The 20,233-nt window shown below is 59.0% G+C and carries 12 protein-coding genes and 1 pseudogene; 11 read left to right on the top strand and 2 right to left on the bottom strand.

Annotated features, from left to right (window positions below; translation table 11 throughout):
- Positions 1–33: 33 nt before the first annotated feature.
- Positions 34–900: a MurR/RpiR family transcriptional regulator gene (locus tag ABJZ52_RS10925; RefSeq protein ID WP_348185450.1), complete on the bottom strand. Its 867-nt coding sequence runs from the start codon at positions 898–900 to the stop codon at positions 34–36.
- A 175-nt stretch (positions 901–1,075) separates the two neighbouring features.
- On the opposite strand from ABJZ52_RS10925, the gene ABJZ52_RS10920 reads away from it, so the two are divergent.
- From ABJZ52_RS10920 to ABJZ52_RS10885, 8 genes and pseudogenes are all read left to right on the top strand, one after another.
- Positions 1,076–1,849, top strand: a complete 774-nt coding sequence (locus ABJZ52_RS10920; protein WP_348185447.1) for an N-formylglutamate amidohydrolase — start codon at positions 1,076–1,078, stop codon at positions 1,847–1,849.
- Positions 1,849–2,445, top strand: a complete 597-nt coding sequence (locus ABJZ52_RS10915) for a TRAP transporter small permease subunit (protein ID WP_348185487.1) — start codon at positions 1,849–1,851, stop codon at positions 2,443–2,445. Before ABJZ52_RS10920 ends, ABJZ52_RS10915 begins: the two co-directional genes overlap by 1 nt.
- On the top strand, positions 2,445–3,785 hold the full coding sequence (locus ABJZ52_RS10910) for a TRAP transporter large permease subunit (protein WP_348185445.1): 1,341 nt from the start codon (positions 2,445–2,447) through the stop codon (positions 3,783–3,785). Before ABJZ52_RS10915 ends, ABJZ52_RS10910 begins: the two co-directional genes overlap by 1 nt.
- A gap of 134 nt (positions 3,786–3,919) precedes the next feature.
- Positions 3,920–3,976 (top strand): annotated as a pseudogene (locus ABJZ52_RS10905) (hypothetical protein); the annotation flags it as partial.
- Positions 3,977–3,995: 19 nt separating this feature from the next.
- Positions 3,996–4,958: a TRAP transporter substrate-binding protein gene (locus ABJZ52_RS10900; RefSeq protein ID WP_348185443.1), complete on the top strand. Its 963-nt coding sequence runs from the start codon at positions 3,996–3,998 to the stop codon at positions 4,956–4,958.
- Between the two features lie 93 nt (positions 4,959–5,051).
- Positions 5,052–6,419, top strand: coding sequence for a glutamine synthetase family protein (locus tag ABJZ52_RS10895; protein WP_348185441.1), 1,368 nt, complete (start codon positions 5,052–5,054; stop codon positions 6,417–6,419).
- 103 nt (positions 6,420–6,522) lie between these two features.
- Positions 6,523–7,911, top strand: a complete 1,389-nt coding sequence (locus ABJZ52_RS10890; protein WP_348185439.1) for an aldehyde dehydrogenase family protein — start codon at positions 6,523–6,525, stop codon at positions 7,909–7,911.
- Between the two features lie 39 nt (positions 7,912–7,950).
- Positions 7,951–9,114: an iron-containing alcohol dehydrogenase gene (locus tag ABJZ52_RS10885; protein WP_348185436.1), complete on the top strand. Its 1,164-nt coding sequence runs from the start codon at positions 7,951–7,953 to the stop codon at positions 9,112–9,114.
- A 54-nt stretch (positions 9,115–9,168) separates the two neighbouring features.
- Here the strand turns inward: ABJZ52_RS10885 and ABJZ52_RS10880 are convergent, their stop codons facing one another.
- Positions 9,169–9,810 (bottom strand): gamma-glutamylcyclotransferase, encoded by a 642-nt coding sequence (locus ABJZ52_RS10880; RefSeq protein ID WP_348185434.1) that lies wholly within the window; start codon positions 9,808–9,810, stop codon positions 9,169–9,171.
- Positions 9,811–10,225: 415 nt separating this feature from the next.
- Between ABJZ52_RS10880 and ABJZ52_RS10875 the strand changes: the two genes are divergently transcribed.
- From ABJZ52_RS10875 to ABJZ52_RS10865, 3 genes are read left to right on the top strand one after another with little or no spacing between them, the layout of a single operon-like run.
- Positions 10,226–12,424 (top strand): FecR domain-containing protein, encoded by a 2,199-nt coding sequence (locus ABJZ52_RS10875; protein WP_348185431.1) that lies wholly within the window; start codon positions 10,226–10,228, stop codon positions 12,422–12,424.
- 17 nt (positions 12,425–12,441) lie between these two features.
- On the top strand, positions 12,442–17,346 hold the full coding sequence (locus tag ABJZ52_RS10870) for a PKD domain-containing protein (protein WP_348185428.1): 4,905 nt from the start codon (positions 12,442–12,444) through the stop codon (positions 17,344–17,346).
- A 36-nt stretch (positions 17,347–17,382) separates the two neighbouring features.
- Positions 17,383–19,134, top strand: coding sequence for an adenylate/guanylate cyclase domain-containing protein (locus tag ABJZ52_RS10865; protein WP_348185426.1), 1,752 nt, complete (start codon positions 17,383–17,385; stop codon positions 19,132–19,134).
- Positions 19,135–20,233 lie beyond the last annotated feature (1,099 nt).

Raw genomic sequence — 20,233 nt, 5'->3', positions numbered from 1 at the left:
CGGCGTTTTTTGTTTTGAGCCACCGACTGAATTTTACAGCCGGTGCTCGCCATCATTTTCCGGGTCATGAGCGTTGCGTAGATCTTCCAGAGCCTGCATGCGCTGCTGACTGCGTTCAGCGTTCTCACGGGTCACTCCGGCAATCAGCACCTCTGCGATCGCCATGAGCGCGGCGCTGGAGTCCCACGGCGATGGAACAGCAACCCGAGCAGGAAGGACAAAGCTTGCGATTTTTCCGATCGGCGACATCCAGCTGTCGGTGATCAGCGTCACCGTTGCGCCCTGTTTGGCCGCCGCCTCCGCAAAGCGGATGATCTCGTTTTGGTAACGCCGGATATCAAAGACGACAATCACATCCTTCGGCCCGATGCCGATAAGCTGGTCCAGCCAGTTGCCTTGCTGCCCAGCAACATGGTTGACGTTGGGTCGGACGATCCGAAGGTGTGCCGCCATATAGCGGGCAAGGGCATCGGTAAAGCGTCCGCCGATCATGTGCAGGATCTTCTTCTCATCGGCCAGCAATCTGATCATCCCGGCCAGCTCCCCTTTTGGAAGGTGCTCGAACGTCTCACGCACGTTTTCAACGAGCTGCTCGACCAGTGGATCATCGCTCTCGGCAGGACCTGAATCCATTGCTGAACTGCGCGCCAACGGCGTGTTCAGCTGGTTCTCGAGCTCCTGCCGCAAACACTTTTGAAAGTCCGCGAACCCTGGAAAGCCAAGCCTTCCGACAAACCGGAGGATCGTCGGGGAACTTACGCCAGCCGCATCGGCAAACTGGGCCACGGTTCCCAGCCCTTGCATGGGATAATTCGCCAAAAGCGCATGGGCTGCCTTGCGCTCGGTGGCGGTGAATTCGTCAAGCCGGTCGTGTATTTCCTCCAGAAGCGGCCGTTCCATGATCTGCCCTTTCTGTATGCGGGTCCGCTCAGAATTTACCCATCCGGCACCACGATTTGTGTTTGACTTGATCGCTTAAAATGTATCAAATCATACAAAATCTGATCGTTAGCGCAATTCTGTAATAAAAAATACAATCGTTAACGGCAGCGCACCAGCGCAAGGGGACAAGCTGATGACCATCGGCATGCCGGCAAATGAAACGTTCGAGCCGGTTACGATTGTGAATGAACATGGGAACGGACCACTTGTGCTGGTTTGCGACCACGCGAGCAATTTCATGCCGGAATGCTACGGCCACCTTGGCTTGTCATCGGAAGACCTTCAGGCACACATCTCTTGGGATCCAGGCGCGCTTGGGGTCTCGCTGCAGCTTTCCAAACTCCTGGACGCACCACTCGTCCATTCGAACGTCTCGCGCCTAATCATCGACTGCAATCGCGAGACCGCAGCAACTGACCTGATCCCGTGCCGCAGCGAGCTGACGGACATTCCCGGCAACGCGGACCTTGACGCAGATGAGCGCACGCGGCGAATTGCGCTCTCTCACACCCCCTTTCACGACGCCATCGACAAGGTCATCAGCGCACGCCAGTCAAAGGGCGTCTCGAGCGCACTTGTGTCAGTTCACAGCTACACGCCCGTCTACAAGGGCAAGACACGCCCTTGGGAAATCGGCCTGATTTATGGCGAAGACGCCAGCCTGGCAAAACCCGCGCTGCAGCTTCTGAACGAGCGCACCTCCTATACCGTCGGTGACAATGAACCCTATTCGCCGGCGGATGGCGTCTATTACACCCTGCACCGCCATGGCGAAGCCCGTGGATTGGTTCCGCTGATGATCGAGATCCGCAATGACGAGATCAGGACGCCGGACGCGGAGGCCGCATGGGCCACAACCCTGGCGCCGATCCTGAAGGGCGCGCTGGCACAGGCAGGGGGCAAATGATGCGCAAGGCAGCCTGCCTCTATGTGAAATACATTGATGCCTTCAACGGCGGACTCGGCCGCATCATGATGTGGGGTATCTTCGTGATGGCCGGCATCCTACTGTGGTCCTCCATTTCCAAGACCTTCTTCAACCCTTCCCTCTGGACCCTGGAAATCGCTCAGTTCGCGATGGTCGCCTATTATGTGTTGGGCGGCCCCTACTCGATCCAGATGGGAGCCAATGTGCGGATGGATCTGTTTTACGCAGACTGGTCACCGAAGAAAAAAGCCTGGTTCGACGCCTTCACGGTGCTGCTGCTGATGTTTTACATCGGAGTATTGCTACACGGTGCTCTGAACTCGACGGCCTATTCGCTTGGCTATTTCGGCAAGGAGCCGCTTGTCTTCTATTGGGATCTTATCGTGGCTTTCGTCACCGGCGGCCCGAGCGCGGCGACTGAGGTAATGGGCTACATTGAACGCAGCCCCACCGCTTGGCGACCTTATCTGTGGCCGGTGAAGGTGGTCATGCTCTTCGGCTTTTTCCTCATGCTTCTGCAAGCCGTTTCCGAGCTTTTCAAAGACATCGCTCGCATCCAGGGAGAGACGATCTGATGTCTTATGAGATGATCGCCCTCCTGATGTTCTCGTCGATGATGTTGATGCTGCTTACGGGTCAGCGCGTCTTCGGTGCCATCGGTGGTATTGCGGCCATTGCGGCCATCGCCCTTTGGGGCACAGGTGGCGGGGACATTCCCTTCTCGGCTGCCATGAAGTTGATGAAATGGTATCCGCTGCTGACGCTACCGATGTTCATCTTCATGGGCTACGTCCTGTCGGAAACGAAAATCGCCGACGACCTCTACAAGATGTTCCACGTCTGGATGGGACCTCTGAACGGTGGACTTGCCATTGGCACGATCTTCCTGATGGTGCTTGTGTCTGCCATGAACGGTCTGTCGGTTGCCGGCATGGCCATCGGTGCGACGATCGCCCTGCCGGAACTCTTAAAGCGCGGCTACGACAAGCGCATGGTGACCGGGGTCATTCAGGCGGGGTCATCTCTTGGCATTCTGGTGCCGCCCTCTGTCGTCCTCGTGCTCTATGCGATGATTGCGCGCGCTCCGGTAGGCCAGCTTTGGCTTGCAGGCATCATTCCAGGTTTGATGATGGCGGCCTTCTTCGTCATCTACATTGCGATCCGCTGCAAGTTCCAGCCGCACCTGGGCCCGGCTTTGCCCAAGGAAGAACGTCAGGTCGACACTGCAGAGAAATACCGGTTGCTGCTTTCCGGCATTTTGCCTGTCGCCATTTTTGCGGCGATGATGGTGCCGTTTGTCATGGGCAAGACGAGCCTTGTGGAAAGCTCCGCCATCGGCGCGCTGACCGCACTGGTTGCCTCCATCGTCAAGCGCCGCATGACACTCCCGATCCTGGTAACCTGTCTGAAGCAGACGCTTGGTATCTCCTGCATGTTCATGTGGATCATTCTCGCAGCCCTCGGGTTCGGCGCGGTGTTTGATGGCCTCGGCGCGGTCAAGGCAATCGAGAACCTCTTTACCGAGCAATTGGGCTTGAGCCCCTGGATGATCCTGATCCTGATGCAGATCTCCTTCCTGGTGATGGGGACCTTCCTGGATGACACGGCCATGCTTGTCATCGTGGCGCCGCTCTACGTTCCGCTTGTGGGCACGCTGGATCTCGGCATGCCGCGGAATGAAGTCCTGATCTGGTACGGCGTGCTCTACACGATCACGACGCAGATCGCCTATATGACGCCGCCCTTTGGCTACAACCTCTTCCTGATGCGCGCGATGGCGCCGAAGGAAATCACAATGCGCGACATCTATGCCTCAATCACACCGTTCGTGCTGGTGATGGTGACCGCCCTGGCGATCGTCATGACATTTCCGCAAATTGCCCTGTGGCTTCCTGACTACGTCTATGGACGGTAAGGCAGCCAGTTGCGGAAACACTATACCGGGAGACAGCAGGGTTGGAATTTGGTGTTCTTACAGAAACAGCAAAAAGGCATGGAACACCACGGATTGTAATCACTCTAAAGGGGAGTATTTGACATGACCAACAGACGTGACTTTCTAAAGAAGGCTGGCGTCGGCACAGTTGCCGCCGCTGGTGCAACCACACTCGCAGCTCCGGCTGTCATGGGCCAGGCTCCAATCAAGTGGCGCATGCAGACCTATGCCGGACCGGCTCTGGCGGAACATGTGGTGAAGCCGGCCATTGACGCCTTCAACAAGGCCGCCAACGGCGAAATGGTGATCGAACTCTACACCGCCGACCAGCTGGTCCCGACCGGTGAGTTGTTCCGCGCAATGCAGAGCGGCACCATCGATGCGGTTCAGTCCGACGACGACTCCATGGCATCTCCGACCGAAGTCACCGTCTTCGGTGGCTACTTCCCGTTTGCGTCCCGCTATTCTCTGGATGTGCCGGTTCTCTTCAACCAGTATGGCCTGAACGAGATCTGGGATGCTGAATACTCCAAGGTCGGCGTGAAGCACCTTTCAGCCGGTTCCTGGGATCCGTGCCACTTCGCCACCAAGGATCCGATCCGCTCACTGGCAGACCTGAAAGGCAAGCGTGTCTTCACGTTCCCGACCGCAGGCCGTTTCATGAGCCAGTTCGGCGTCGTGCCCGTTACCCTGCCTTGGGAAGACATTGAAGTTGCCGTTCAGACCGGCGAACTCGACGGCATTGCCTGGTCGGGCATCACCGAGGATTACACGGTTGGTTGGGCAGACGTGATCAACTATTTCCTGACCAACAACATCTCCGGTGCATGGGCAGGCTCCTTCTTCGCCAACCAGGAGCGCTGGAACGAACTTCCAGACCACCTGAAGACACTGTTGCAGCTCGCCATGGACTCCTCGCACTATTATCGCCAGTGGTGGTACTGGGGCGGTGAAGCCAACCTTCGCGTCGAAGGCACCAAGATGGAACTGACCACGATTCCGGATGAAGAGTGGGCAACCGTCGAAGAAGCGGCCATCAAGTTCTGGGACGAAATCGCCGCTGAGTCCGAGACCAAGGCGAAGGTCGTCGAGATCTTCAAGAAGTACAACGCCGACATGCAGAAAGCTGGCCGTCCGTATCGCTACGGCTAAGCCCTGACTTCAAGCATGATCAGTCCGGGGACCTTGTTCCCGGACTGAGTTCGTAAAGTTTCATATCGTCACGAACAACGGATCAGATCCCAAATGGCTGGCAACCTGACAATCGACGCCCTCAAAGCAGCAGTCTCCGGCGGCGAAATCGACACTGTATTGACCTGTATTGTCGACATGCAGGGCCGCCTCATGGGCAAGCGCTTTCACGCCCAGCACTTCCTCGACAGTGCTTGGGAAGAAACCCATTGCTGCAACTATCTGCTTGCGACCGATCTTGAGATGTACACCGTCGAAGGCTACGCCTCGACGAGTTGGTCCGGCGGCTACGGTGACTATGTGATGAAGCCTGACCTTTCCACCTTGCGCTATGTGCCCTGGTTGGAAGGTACTGCAATGGTGCTGTGTGATGTGCTGGATCACCACACTCACCAGGAAATTCCACACTCTCCGCGCGCCATGCTGAAGAAGCAGATTGCGCGCCTTGCGGAGAAGGGCCTGTCGCCCATGATGGCGACCGAGCTGGAGTTCTTCCTCTTCGAACAGAGTTTCGAGGAGATGCGCAAGTCCGGCTACCGCGACCTCCAGCCGATCTCCGGCTACAATGAAGATTACCACATCCTCCAGACCACCAAAGAAGAGGATGTCATGCGCCCGGTGCGCAATCACCTTTTCCACGCCGGCATCCCGGTTGAAAACACCAAGGGTGAAGCCGAGGCTGGTCAGGAAGAGCTGAATATCAAGTATTCGCCCGCCCTCAACTGCGCGGATTTCCATACGATTTCCAAGCACGCCGTGAAAGAGATCGCCTGGGCGAAAGGCCGTTCCGCGAGTTTCCTGGCGAAATGGGGCAAGGACCGGGTCGGCAGCTCCTCGCATGTTCACCAATCGCTCTGGAATGACGACGGCGAGAATGTCTTCTGTGACCAGAACGGCGAACACGGCATGTCCGAGACCATGCGCAACTACATGGCCGGGCTGATCAAATACGCGCCCGAGTACACCTTCTTCCTGGCGCCCTACATCAACAGCTACAAACGGTTTCAGAAGGGCACATTTGCGCCGACCAAAACCGTCTGGTCCGTTGACAATCGCACTGCGGGCTTCCGTCTGTGCGGAGAAGGCACGAAGGCGCTGCGGGTCGAGTGCCGTATCGGCGGTTCGGATCTGAACCCGTATCTGGCGCTTGCGGTTCAAATCGCTGCAGGTCTCAAGGGCCTGGACGAGAAGCTTGAGCTGGCACCCGCTGCGGCCGGCGACATCTATGAGGCCAACGATGCGGGCGAAGTACCGCATAGCCTGCGCGAAGCACGTCATCTCATGAACGGGTCTGCGTTCCTGCGGGAAGCTCTTGGTGATGCCGTCGTGGATCACTACGTACGGGCAGCCGACTGGGAGATCGAGGAATTCGATCGCGCCGTCACCGACTATGAAATTGCCCGAGGTTTTGAACGGGCCTGATTTTCCGTCCGTTCCTGGACACAGAAGACCGGCCGGGCTTCCGGCCATATGACAACCCAACTGAGCAACCCCGCGCCAGTGGCGCGGCCTTTAGAGGTGCATCATGACTGAAACGATCAAACTCGTTTCACCGATCGATGGATCGGTTTACGCGGAACGTCCTGCTCTGGACGAAGCCGCTGTCGCAAAGGCGGTGTCTGCCGCCCGTTCCGCTCAGCTCGAATGGGCCAATGTGCCGCTCGATGAACGTATCAGCTACTGCCTCAAGGCGCTTGATGTCCTGAAATCCATGAACGACGAAATCGTTCCGGAAATCGCGTGGCAGATGGGCCGCCCGGTCCGCTTCGGTGGAGAGTATGGCGGTGTTGATGAGCGCACCCGCTATATGGCTGGCATCGCAGCAGATGCCCTCAAGGATATCGAGCGCACCGACCGCCCCGGCTTCAAGCGCTATCTAAAGCGCGTGCCGCTTGGCATCGTGATGGTCATCGCACCCTGGAACTATCCTTTCATGACTGCGATCAACACCATCATGCCAGCGCTGATGGCTGGTAACGTTGTGATCCTGAAGCACGCAGCCCAGACACTTCTGGTCGGTGAACGTCTCGCCAAGGCCTTCGAGATGGCCGGCCTTCCAAAAGACGTGTTCCAGAACATCGTTCTGACACATGCTGGTACCGAAAAGCTTCTGGGCTCAGGCGTCATCAACCACGTCAACTTCACCGGTTCTGTCGCTGGTGGCCGTGCCATTGAAAAAGCTCTTGCAGGTACGTTCGCGTCTCTCGGCCTTGAGCTGGGCGGCAAGGACCCGGCGTATGTTCGTGCGGATGCAGATATCGATTATTCTATCGAGAACCTGGTCGACGGCGCGTTCTTCAACGCTGGCCAGTGCTGCTGCAGCATTGAGCGGATCTATGTGCATGAGAGCAAATACGACGCCTTTGTCGACGGGTTTGTTGATCTGACCAGCCAGTACAAGCTCGGCGACCCGCGTGATGAGGCCACGACACTCGGCCCCATGGCTCAGGCACGATTTGCAGCCTGGGTGCGTGAACAGACCGAGGAAGCCCTGCGCAAGGGCGCTAAGGCCAATATCGATACATCCAAGTTCGACATGAACAAGGAAGGCACGCCCTACCTTGCGCCACAGGTGTTGACCGACGTCAACCACCAGATGTCCGTGATGCGGGAAGAGAGCTTCGGACCGGTTGTCGGCATCATGAAGGTGAAGGACGACGAAGAGGCCCTTCAGTTCATGAACGACAGCCCATATGGCCTGACTGCTTCCATATGGACCGAAGACACCGGGGCTGCTGCCGAGATCGGCGACAAGATCGAAACCGGCATGGTCTTCATGAACCGATGCGATTACGTGGATCCGGGCCTTGTCTGGACCGGTGTCAAAGACACCGGCAAGGGTGCAGCCATGTCCGAGATCGGGTTCCACAATCTCACGCGCCCGAAAGCCTATCATTTCAAGGTCGAGCACTAAGCGCGGCCCGTATCAGCTTCTCAATCGAGTGTTATAGCCATGAGCACACTTCCCAACATGAACTGGTCCTACCCGACCGCCATGCGTTTCGGTGTTGGCCGCATCAAGGAACTGGCCGATGCAGTGAAGGCTGCCGGCATGTCCAATCCCCTGCTTGTGACCGATCCGGGCCTTGCAGGTCTGCCGATGGTTGCAGATGTGATTGCCGACCTCAAAAGCGCAGGTCTCAAGGCTGCTGTCTTTTCCGAGGTCAAACCAAACCCGATCGACAAGAACATCGAAGCTGGTGTTGCGGCCTACAAGGCTGGCGGCCATGACGGCGTCATCGCCTTCGGCGGCGGCTCCGGTCTTGATGCCGGAAAGCTGATTGCCTTCATGTCCGGCCAGAGCCGCCCGATCTGGGATTTCGAAGATATCGGCGATTGGTGGACCCGCGCAGACGAAAACGGTATCGCACCGATCGTTGCTGTCCCGACCACCGCAGGCACCGGCTCGGAGGTTGGCCGCGCAGGCGTTGTCACCAACTCCGAGACACACACGAAAAAGGTCATCTTCCATCCGAAGATGCTGCCGGAAACCGTGATCTGCGATCCGCAACTGACGGCCGGCATGCCGCGCATGATCACCATCGGCACGGGCATGGATGCACTCGCTCACTGCCTGGAAGCCTATTCCTCACCCTTCTATCATCCGATGTCGGAAGGCATTGCAGTCGAAGGTATTCGCCTGTCCCTGGAAAACCTGCCCAAGGTCGCGGCCGACGGAAACGACCTGGAAGCACGCGGGCACATGATGAGCGCGGCCGCCATGGGCGCCGTTGCCTTCCAGAAGGGGCTTGGGGCCATTCACTCCCTGTCGCACCCGGTCGGCGCCCTGTATGACACCCATCACGGAATGACCAATGCGGTCTTCATGCCCTATGTGCTGCAGTTCAACAAAGCAGCCATCGAAGACAAGTTTGGCCGCCTGGCCGGGTTCCTCGGCATCGAAGGCGGGTATCAGGGCATCCTCGATACAATCCTCAAGCTGCGCGCTGACCTTGACGTCCCGCATACGCTTGCCGGATTGAATGTTGGCGACGAAAAGCGTGATCTGATTGCAGAGATGGCCATCGTCGACCCGACTGCTGGCGGCAATCCGGTCAAGCTGACCAAGGAAGGCGCGCTGGAGATTTTCGACAAGGCACTCTCTGGCGAAGTCTGATTTTTCGATCAGCGCCTCGATCAATGAAACCCCGCGTCTTCTGGCGCGGGGTTTTTACGTTCTGGTGCCGCGAAACTTCCGGGCAAGATCCCGGAGACGAAACAACTCGTCATCCTCCAGCTCCAGCAGTTCAAAGGACGCAGCGAGGTTTTCGAGATAATCGATGTTCGGCCCGAGATACCCTTCGGCCTGAGCAATTCTGCGTGCGGTTTCGTCCAGGCTCAGCGACGGCAGCAACATGGGATTTTCGCGGTTGACCACAAAAGCCAGCGCCTCAACCGGTCCCTGCTTGGTCGTCAGCGTCAGGAATTCCGGCGCATAGGACCCCAGCAACATTTCCCTGCGCCAGATAAACCGGCTTTCAGTTTCCAGCTTGTCGGCATCAACCCGGAACACGAGACCATTACAGGTGCCGCCAAGATCGAGACCGGCCATAAGCCCGGGACAGTCCGGTGTTCCCCGCGCCACCTCGGAGCGCAGACAAAACCGTCGATGATAGCCTGACAAATGCGCTCGCCTCACTTCCGAGAAATGAAACGCAGGGTCCCACATCAAGGAACCATAGGCGAAGACCCAGATGTCACTACCCCAATGCGCTTGCAGCGTGTTCCAGCGGCAAGCGTCGCGCTCCGCATCGGTCCGGCGCCAATCTGTGGGCAGTCCCTGCGCCCGCATCTGTGCGTCTATGTCGCTCAAGTCCAACGACCTGAAGCGCTATGCCTCCGACGAGATGATCTTGCCGCGCAGGCGCGGGTGATATCTATAGGGGTCGCCGTTGTCCGGCATGATATCTCGATTTCAAAAAGTGTTCATCGCGGGTTCATCCTTGGAACCTTAAGGTCCATGCTGACAAGATTAACCTATTCTTAATTTTACTGTCATCCGCCTGACGCCAGGGCACGCTCTCTGGTATGATGGTTTGGCAAAAATCCTTAATACATGTCGGGTTTTCATGACTAAAGGTACGGGATATCTGGAAGGACATTTAAGTCACTTGTCATCCCTAACAAGGAGGACGAGGCACTGGTTTTTTGTATCTTTTCTTGTCCTCTTCCTGATTCCGCATGCTGGCCGGGCCGCGGTTACAGTTCCTTTCGAGGACGACAGTGACTTGCGCCGCATCGCCGAGACATACCTTGGCGACGCTGACCTCTGGCCCGCAATCCTGAAAGCCAGCGGCCTTGAAACTCTCAGTGACCTTGATCCCGGACAAATACTCACCGTGCCGACCGACGAGGTCTCGGCAGCACGCTCAGCCCTGTCCAGCTCTCTTGTTCGGATCCAGGAAGCCAATGCCATCGGCGCCCAGGTCTTTGCCTACGAGACGATTACCGAGGCTATTTCGCTGCACGACTCCGCTCTCGATGCGGAAAAGAAACGCAATTGGCCGGAAACACTCGCGCTGGCGGTGGATGCGGACAGCGCAGCCGGTGAAGCCTACCTTCTTGCGGCTGAAAACCGTGACAAAGCTGCGGAAGCCCGTTTGAGCGACCGGCAGGGATGGGTCGAGGGACAACGACCGGAAGATCTCGGCTGGGACGATCGCGAACTGAACGCAATCCTGGTCGAGGAAGAGAAGGTGCGCACCCTTTCCCGCTCCACCGCCCAGATCACCTTCCGCGATTCAGGACGCCTGCGTCTCAACGCCAACTCTCACGCTGTTATTCAGCGCATGCGCGTTGATCCGTTGAAAAAGCGTGAGGACGCCAAGGTCAGCCTTGTCGAGGGAGATTTTTACGCTCTGCTGGGCGGCAATTCGAACCGCAAGAGCCTGGAAGTCGATGTCCCGGATGTCAGCGCCAAGATCGATTCCGGAGATTTTTGGGTCCGGCAGGATGTGAGCGGCGCCAAGTTCACCAACTACGATGACGAAACGGTCGAGATCTCCGCGAGGGGGGGACAGGTTTCCCTTGGACGCAACGAAGGTGTCGTGATCCGCGCGGGTGAAAACCCAAGGGCGAAAATCAACGTTCTGACGTCGCCGGTCCTGCAAGCGCCCAGTGACGACGGGCTTGTCTTCAACGCCTCCGCGAACCTTTCCTGGCAGGCGACAGATGGAGCATCCGGCTATTGGGTCGAGGTTGCGCGAGATGCCAACTTCAACCAGATGGTGGACTCCGCATCAGGATTGGTGGAGCCCCGCTTCGCACTTAATGAACTTGGGATCGGCGCTTATTACTGGCGGGTTGCAGCGCTCGATCAATTTGGCCTCCCGGGCCGTTGGAGCCTGCCCTACCGTTTCACCATGCAGATCGACCGGGCGCCGCCATTTCTGCGACTGGAAACGCCGCAGTCGGACATCATTTACCGCGATGCGCAGATCGAGCTGAAAGGCGAGACGGAATCTGGAGCAACAGTTCGCATAGATGGCGCCCTTGCTGACGTTTTCGAGGATGGAAGCTATCGCTTCGACCTTACGCTGAAAACGGGGAAGAACCTTCTGACTCTCGTCTCCAGGGATCCAGCTGGCAATGAAACGCGTCTTACCCGCGAGATTGTGCATATGCCCGATGCCAAGGCCGAGGTGAGTTTCGACCCGTCGATCCCTCAGCTTTCAGTCCGCCATTTCCTGGCCAAGGAAGCCGAGATTTCACTGTCGGGAAGAAGCGAAGCCTCTGCCTTGATGCAAGTGCTTGGCGAAGACGGCTCCACGCGGACCGAAACGAGAAGCGATGAGACCGGCGCCTTTGCTTTCACACTGCCGCTCAAGGCGCCCAGCGAGATTTTCACACTTCGGATCACCAGCAGCTCTGGCTTTCAGACGACTGACAGTTTTGAAGTTACGCGAGACCAGGAACCTCCCCAAGTCACACTGGATGCCCCACTGCCCCGCCTGACCTCGGTCGAGTGGCTTGCCCTCCGTGGTCAGATCTCAGGTGCGGAACGTCTCACGCTCAATGGACGGGACATTCCGCTATCCGAAGGTAGGTTTGATGAGGTCATCACGTTGACGGATGGTCGCAATAACATCGAGATGTCTGCACAGGATCTGGCAGGTAACATCAAGGTTGAAAACTGGACCATCACGCTAGACCAGGCGCCACCAACCTATGTCAGCCACGACCTGAAAGCGGTCTCAGGCGGACGAATAAACATCGAAGTCAAGGCGGAAGATGCCAACGGCCTGGCGAAGGCCGCGCCGTTTACCCTTTTGGCAAACGGCGAAGAAGTTAACGGTTTCTTGCGCTACAACAAGCTCAGCAGAAGTTACAAGGGCGTGGCGACTGTGGCAGATGCCCAGGCGATCCGTCTCGACGGGATCGAACTGCAAGACGATGCGGGAAACCGAGCGAGGGTTCGATTGAAATGATGGGGATGGTCGCTGGTATGTATCTTGTCAAAGCGCACCTTGGAAAAGCTGGATACGCCCTTAGGCGCAGATGTCCACTCGCGACCGGGTTGGCTTTCCTCGCATCGTTCTGTGCAAGCCCGCTCAACGCGCAGACGGCCAAGCCCATCGACGTACCACTTCTTGTCACCTATGGCATGGAAGCCCCGACCCGTGAAGGTGACCCGACGCATCGCCAGGTGATCTACATTGAAGTTCCTGCTGATCTGAAGGAAAGGCTCTACATTCGCCTGTTCGATCCGGACACCGGCGGAGATCACGACCTTGTCTACAGCCAGGCCGACACCACAACGCGCTTCATGCTGTACGGCGGCGACGGCGCTTTCTCCGGTGATACCGCGACAGGGCGCGACATCTCGGAAGAAGAACTCAGCGGCGGCACGCTTCTGACTGAAAAGTCCTACGCCGATGAAGCGCGTTTCGATAATCAATGGACGAATTTTGCGTTCATCTCTGCCGACCAGGGCGAAGAGCACGACGGCAAACGGATTTTTCGGCTCGTAGTTGATGGTGCCACAGGCAACGATGGAAACCTCTATGGTGTGGCCGTCAGCCTCCGCGACCGACGGCAGGTTGATGTTCCCGGATCCAAACTGACATCCTACGCACCGACGATCCGCGTACCCGACACTGAAACACTGACCGAACTGCGGTTCACCGCACCTGAGGGTGCGACCAGCCTCGCAATTGACAACTTCGACGCAGCTCATGGCAAGGTATCCCTCACGACCGCCTTCAGATCCGTTGATCTCACGCCATCCGGTCAGGATGAGTGGCGCACGGACGACGTGGAGCTTACATCAGACGAGCTCGGCAAGCCGGCCGCTGTCACATTGTCAGGCGGCAATGAGATTCCCAATGACGCGACCTTCTTCATCACCGTCCGTGCGGACCGGTTGCTGCCTCTGGACCTGCCGCCGTTCAACTGGATCCCCAATCACAGGCCTCAAATCGAGGCGTCTGCAACGGTTCTCGACGGCTGTCGCGCAGTCGCCTTTGATGCCAGTGGCACCACTGATCCTGATGGTGACAGGCTCTCCTATCTGTGGCGTTTCTCGGATGGCAGCACTTTAAGCGGCCCTGCCGTCGTCAATCACTACGAGACGCTCGGCACTTTCATCGAGCGCCTGGAGGTAACGGATTCCTCGGGACAGATCGGCAATGGCAGCGCTCAAAACCTGGACGTGCTGATCCGAAACGCCCCCATCCCGCGGATTTCTGTTCCTGATGTTGTCGCAGCAGGTGCAAGCGTCACCCTGGACGGTAGTGGCTCCTCGTCTGACGAGGCAGAGATTGAGCGTTTCGATTGGCATTTCAGCGATGGTGTCAGGGCTCATGGTCCTCAGGTTGCGCGTATTTTCGAAACGCCGGGCAATTATCAGGCGACGCTCAGCATTACAGACAGCTCGGGCCACGCCTGCGACTCCGCGCGATTGACGACCTCCATCCGGGCCAATGCTGCGCCCGTTGCAGAAGCCGGCGTGAACCAGCGGACCGAAGTGGGAACCGTCCTGCGTTTCGATGGAAGCGCCAGCCATGACATCGACGGGGAGATCACAGCTCACGTTTGGGATCTCGGCGATGGGACGCGTCTCTCGGGCGCGACGGTGGAACACGCCTTTGAACAGCCGGGCACCTATGAGGTCGAGCTTCGCGTTACGGATGATGCGAACGTTTCTAACAGCACCGCTTCAGACAGGCTCAAGGTCTTCGTCAACACTCCACCGGTGGCCCTTGCAGGCACTGACCGTAATGTGGCGGTCGGCGAAGTCATCCATTTCGACGGCTCCAGTTCTGCCGACGCCGATGGAGAGCTGATTTCCCACACTTGGGACTTCGGTGACGGTGTCAGCGGCACCGGCGAGCACGTCGACTACGCCTACGGTACACCGGGCATCTACAACGTCCGCCTGACGGTCGAGGACAATTCCGGCACCGAGACCCGCATTGCCACAGACACGCTGCAGGTTCGGGTCAACGCAGCTCCAGTCGCCGACGCCGGCCCGGATCAGCTCGTCACGGCCAGTTCCGTTCGCTTCGACGGGACCGCGTCATCTGATGCCGACGACAAGATCGCGACATACCACTGGGACTTCGGCGACGGTACAACCGGCGAAGGTCCAAATCCGGCACATGTCTATGCCAGACCCGGTGAATTCATTGCCCGCCTGACCGTGACGGATGCCTCCGGCACTCTTCGCGACAGCGCCCGTGACACCGTCACGATCGTGATCAACACCCCGCCGATCGCTGATGCCGGTCCGGATCTCGTAGGTTCACCCGGTGAGGAGCTGATCTTCCAGGCAAGCCGGTCTCTCGACCCCGACGGGGACATCGCCTCCTACGAATGGGATTTCAAAGACGGCAATCTCGGCAATGGCGAGGTCGCAGCCCATACCTTCATCGAACCAGGCCGATACTTCGTCCGCCTGAAAGTCACCGATGACACCGGTCATGCGAAGGCGGTCGACTATGATGAGACTGAAGTGTTCATCAATGCAGCGCCGCTTGCCGACGCAGGAGAGGACATTCGGGTCGCACCAGGTCAGCGCTTTACCCTCGACGCAGGGCGCTCAAGTGACACCGACGGCACGGTGACCGACTTCCGTTGGGACGTCACAGGGATCGATGAACCCTTCTATTCGGAACAGCTCGAGCTGAGCCTGGATGAACCGGGAACCTACACTGCGACACTCACTGTCTCCGACGACAGCGGTGCAGAGAACAGTCTTGCTGAAGATCAGGTCACCATCCGCGTCAACCACGCGCCCGTGGCCGACGCGGGAGATAATGTCTTCACCGCAGACAGTCTGATCCTGTTTGATGGTGGTGCGTCGGTCGACGCCGATGGCGATGGCCTGACATACACCTGGGACTTCGGCGACGGCCAGAGCGCGACCGGCGCCCAGGTCGCCCATACCTATGCAGCCGGCGGCAACTATCCCGTGATCTTGACCGTCAGCGACGGCACCGGACTTGCCAACGGCTCGGATCGCGACGCCATGAGCGTAACGATCAACAATGCCCCAATCGCTGTCGCAGGCGACAATGCCCGGATCTGTACCGGCGATATTCTTGTCCTTGATGGCAGCAAATCCCGCGACCCGGACGGCGGTGTCCTGAAGTTTGCATGGGACTTCGGAGACGGCGAGCAATCCGACATCGTCAACCCGACGAAGACCTACCGCCGCGGTGGTGTCTATCCCGTGACCTTGAAGGTCACTGACAGCTCGGGCCTTGCCAACAACAGCGCCATCAACAGCCTTGCCGTGACGGTGGACCAAGCCCCGATTGCGGACGCGGGTCCTGACCTCAAGGTCTGCGCCAATACGGAAGTCTTCTTTGATGGCACCAAGTCATGGGACGCGGATGGCGTCGTCAATCGCTACCTTTGGGACTTTGGCGACGGCGGGTCCTCCGGCGGCGACAAGCCCAAGCATGTCTATCGGCGCGCGGGAACCTATAGAGCGCAGCTCACCATCGAGGGCGATCAGGTCGGCCAGTGCGATATCCGTGCGACGGACGAACTCACCGTAGAGGTCACAGCAGCACCTGTGCCGCGGATCGAGGCGCTCTCGGCAGTTCCTGTCGGCGTTCCTGTCTCCTTCGACGGGTCGACCTCCTATCTCGATGACGGCGCTGTCACAGGCTGGACCTGGGACTTCGGTGACGGCACCAACCCGGCAGAAGGTGCTCTGCAGACGCATGTGTTCAACGAGCCAGGCGACTATCGCGTTGCCTTGAGCGTTGACAGCACGGCTGCCTCCAGTAAGTGCCGCCAGATCACCGGCTATCATCGGATCACCGTCAATGCAGCGCCGATCGCGGAGGCAGGCGAGGATATCATCGTCGGCGTCAACGAGGAGCTGGTGCTCGACGGCTCCGGGTCCAGCGACCCTGACGGGGCCCTGGCAGACTACTCCTGGGCACTTGGCGACGGTACCATCCTCAAGGGCGTCTCGGTTCGCCACCGCTTCCGTGAGCCGGGCCGCTACGAGGTCGAGCTGACTGTCAGCGACACCTCAGGGCTTGCCAATTCGAGCGCTCGAGACACGCTGACCGTGATCGTCCATGACGGCGTTGCGGCCGTGCTCGATGCGCCGGATGCGGTCTGCGTCGGCGAAGAGGTCACCCTGTCGGCTGCGCGCTCCACAAGTCCGGAAGCGCCGATCACCGGTTTCGACTGGTCCTTTGGCGATGGCACCAGGTCCAACTCCGAAAACGTCACAAAGCGGTTTGTGTCGCCAGGCAAGTACAATGTCACGGTCCTTGTCGATGACGGCATGGGCCGCGCGTCAAGCCAACGCGAGGCGTCGAAAGTCATTCTGGTCAACCGGCCGCCGATTGCCGTTGCCGGGCACAACCGTCTCGTCTGTCCCGGCGTTCCGGTGCGCTTCGATGCCTCTGCCTCAAGTGACCCTGACGGCCGGATCGCGACCTACGCCTGGGACTTCGGCGATGGCGCCAGCGCAAGCGGCTCCGCGCCGGAGCACAGCTTCGACCGGCCGGGCACCTACGAGGTCACGCTGAAGGTCACAGACAGCTCCGGATCGGCCTGCAACGTCCGCGAAGACACGTTGACTGTCACCGTGAACGCCCCGCCTGCCGCCGACGCCGGGCCCGACCGTCAGGTCTCCGTCGGTGGTGCGAACGACGCGGAGATCTTCAGCGCCTGGCGTTCGTATGATCCCGACGGCACCGATCTGGATCACGTCTGGGCCTTCGGCCCCGACGGTCAGCGCCGCGGCGAGCGGGTGTCCCACAGCTTCAGCGCACCGGGAGACTATGAGGTCAAGCTGACGGTCTCTGACGGCACGGGGCTTTCCTGCGGCAGCGCATCTGATACGATGCGCGTCAAGGTACAGGCTCGCGAAGCATATTGATAAGGTTCGCACCCTGTCGGGCGGGGACTCCACATCATGAAACTGACGCTGCGCAAGAAGCTGCTGCTCTTCTCTGTTGCCATTGCCGTATTACCCTTGCTGATCGCAGGGGAGACCCTGATCCGCATTGCACGGGACGAACTCAAGAGCTCGGCCAATGACCAGCTGACCGCCACGGTCCGCCAGGTCAGCGAGACCATCGACAACGTCTACCGCGATGCCTGGCTGTCGCCGCTATCCCTGATTGCCAATGCCATCGATGACGACAGTCTCGGCATTGACGCCAAGATCGCCATGCTGACCCTGGGCATTGCCGATCTGCCCGATATCGTCGCCTTGCAGATCACCGTCGAGGGCAGCGAGAAACCGCTTCTGGTCACGCGGGAAGGCTTCAGCAACACCCTGCAGGAGGCAGGACTTGATGCCAACGAAATCCTGCGTGTGCCTCCGCAGACCATCGCGGCCTATCTGACCGGCAAACATGCGATCGACCGGCAGGCGCTCCACCCGGAAGGATCCGGCGTCTGGCTGGCGACCTTGATCCTGCCCTTGAAGAAGCCTCTCAACGGCCGCCCTGCAACCCTCTCGGCCCGGATCGATCTCAGCCGGTTGAAAGACTATGTGCTGTCTCACGCCTTCACCCGAACAGGCACGATCACCATCGTCGATGGCCAGGGCAACGAGGTGCTGGGCCATGGCGCCCAGGATCTCGCCGAGTTCGATATCGTCCGCGAGGCCACAGAGCTGCTGGCGCTTCAGGCCGGTGTCACCTCGGTCACCCCCTACGCCCGGCCCAATGGCGAAGTCATGCTCGGCGCCTTTGCGTTCCCCCGGCCCTTCGACTGGGCGGTGATCGCGGAGCAGAGCGAGGCCGCCGCCTATTTCACCATCGACGTCATGGTGCGCAACCTCCTGCTCTGGGTCGGCGCGGGCCTTACCGTGGCCGGCCTTGGCGCGGTTCTCTTTTCCCTCGGCATCTCCCGCCCGATCCTGAAAATCGGGCAGGCGGTCATAGAGGTCGGCCAGGGCAACTTTCAGGCCCGGGTCGATGGCGTCAAAAGCCGGGACGAAATCGGCGATCTTGCCACCCGGATCAACGACATGATCGTTCAGATCAACGAACGCTTCCAGCTCGCGAAATTCGTCTCCCACGGCACCATCGACGCCATCAAGGGCTCGGATCAGGCCGGCGTGCGCCTCGGCGGGTCGCGCAAGAGGGTCGCCATCCTCTTTGCCGACATTCGCGGCTACACCGCCTTTTCGGAAAGCCGCGAACCGGAGGTGGTGGTCGAGGTTCTCAATCACTATTTCGCCAACCAGGGCGAGGCGGTCTCGCGCAACAACGGCGATATCGACAAGTTCGTCGGCGACCAGGTGATGGCCATCTTCCAGGGCCCGGACATGAGCGCCGACGCCCTGAAATGCGCCGCCGAGATCCAGGACATCATGGAGCGCTCGGCCGCCGAGCACCCGGACTGGCAGCTCGACATCGGCATCGGCATCGATGTGGGCGACGTGGTGGTCGGAGCCATGGGCAGCCCGGAGCGGATGGACTACACGGTGCTCGGCGACCATGTGAACCTTGCCGCCCGCCTGTGCTCTGCTGCCGCCCCCAAACAGACCATGATCTCCAACGCGGTTTACGAAGAGACGCGGCATCTGCCCGGCTTCGCCTTCCCGCCGCTGGAGCCGATCCGCGTCAAGGGCAAGGCCTCGGAAATCAAGGTCTATGGCGCAGAGCGAAGCATCAGCGCGCAAGAGCCGCCCGCAGAAAAATCCTCCGCGTAACGCCACCAGCACAAAATCCGCCGCAGGATTTCTCCCCGGCGTTTTGGCAAGATCCCGGACCTTTCGGTCCGTCGCTCCGGGCCGGTCAGGCACGGAAGTGGCGAGGCGCGTCAGGCTTTGCCTGCGCAGCCGTGTTCTAAGTGTTTCTTCGGCAAAAGCTGTCACGCCTCGCCCGGGCTTTCTGTCATGAAAGCTACGGATCCGCTCGTCGAACAGGCACTATGACCTTTTCAAGTCACCGCAAGGCGCCCTCCGGGACCGAACCACTCCCCTCGGACCCTGCGGGACCCCGAGGATGACTTCCACCGGACCTGCCAAGACGCATGCGTTACCTGCGCCTCCCAGCCCCGCCCGGCTCGCCCCTCCCCGGCGGACGGTCCGCCAGAGGCCCGTTGAGCGAGCACACCTGAAGTATACGACAGGGTCCTGGGGGTGGGGATAAGTTATTTTTTGGGGTGATGGATGAGTGGGTTGGTTGAGGGGGATATTCACGCTTAGTGGGTGCAGAGACACTTCCGGCCCAAACTGGTCTTCTGGATGCCATCATATCGCTACGCTGCAGCGCCGAAAAGCAGACATAGAATTCACCGCTTTAGCGACGCCAAATCCTAAACAGCCGAACTAACTAAGTTCGGCAACCTTCGTGTTACATGACGACAAGCTTAGTAAGCTATTTCGTTTTCCGCGATCAGCACATAGTTACCAAAAGCAACCTAATTCTGTGATCGACTTGGCAGTTTAGCGACCACTTTATGACAAAGAGCTTGTCGCACAATAGGCCTGCTTTTCGTGGGTAGGCGTGTGCGGGAATGCCAAACTCAATCTTTGATCTTTGACCATGGGTGACAGATATTGATTTCGGAACGCATCGGGGCTGCGATCAACCAGAGATGCTATAGCCTGCAGTGTTATGTAGTGATCTTTGCAAACATTCAGAACGACCTCCTCCATCAGAGGTTTTGAACCGCCCCGGGTTTGCCGGAGGCTGTTTGGTTTAAGTTATGCTGCCACCGCCGGTTGATCCTGCGTGGCGTAGTATCGTTCCTCCGCTTCAGCCGGAGGGATGTTTCCTATGGTCTCCAGAAGACGCCGGTGATTG

The organism is Roseibium sp. (assembly GCF_039982295.1).
GTDB lineage: Bacteria > Pseudomonadota > Alphaproteobacteria > Rhizobiales > Stappiaceae > Roseibium.
Note: the sequence above shows the minus strand (reverse complement) of the source record. Positions and strands in the feature narration are given on the sequence as shown.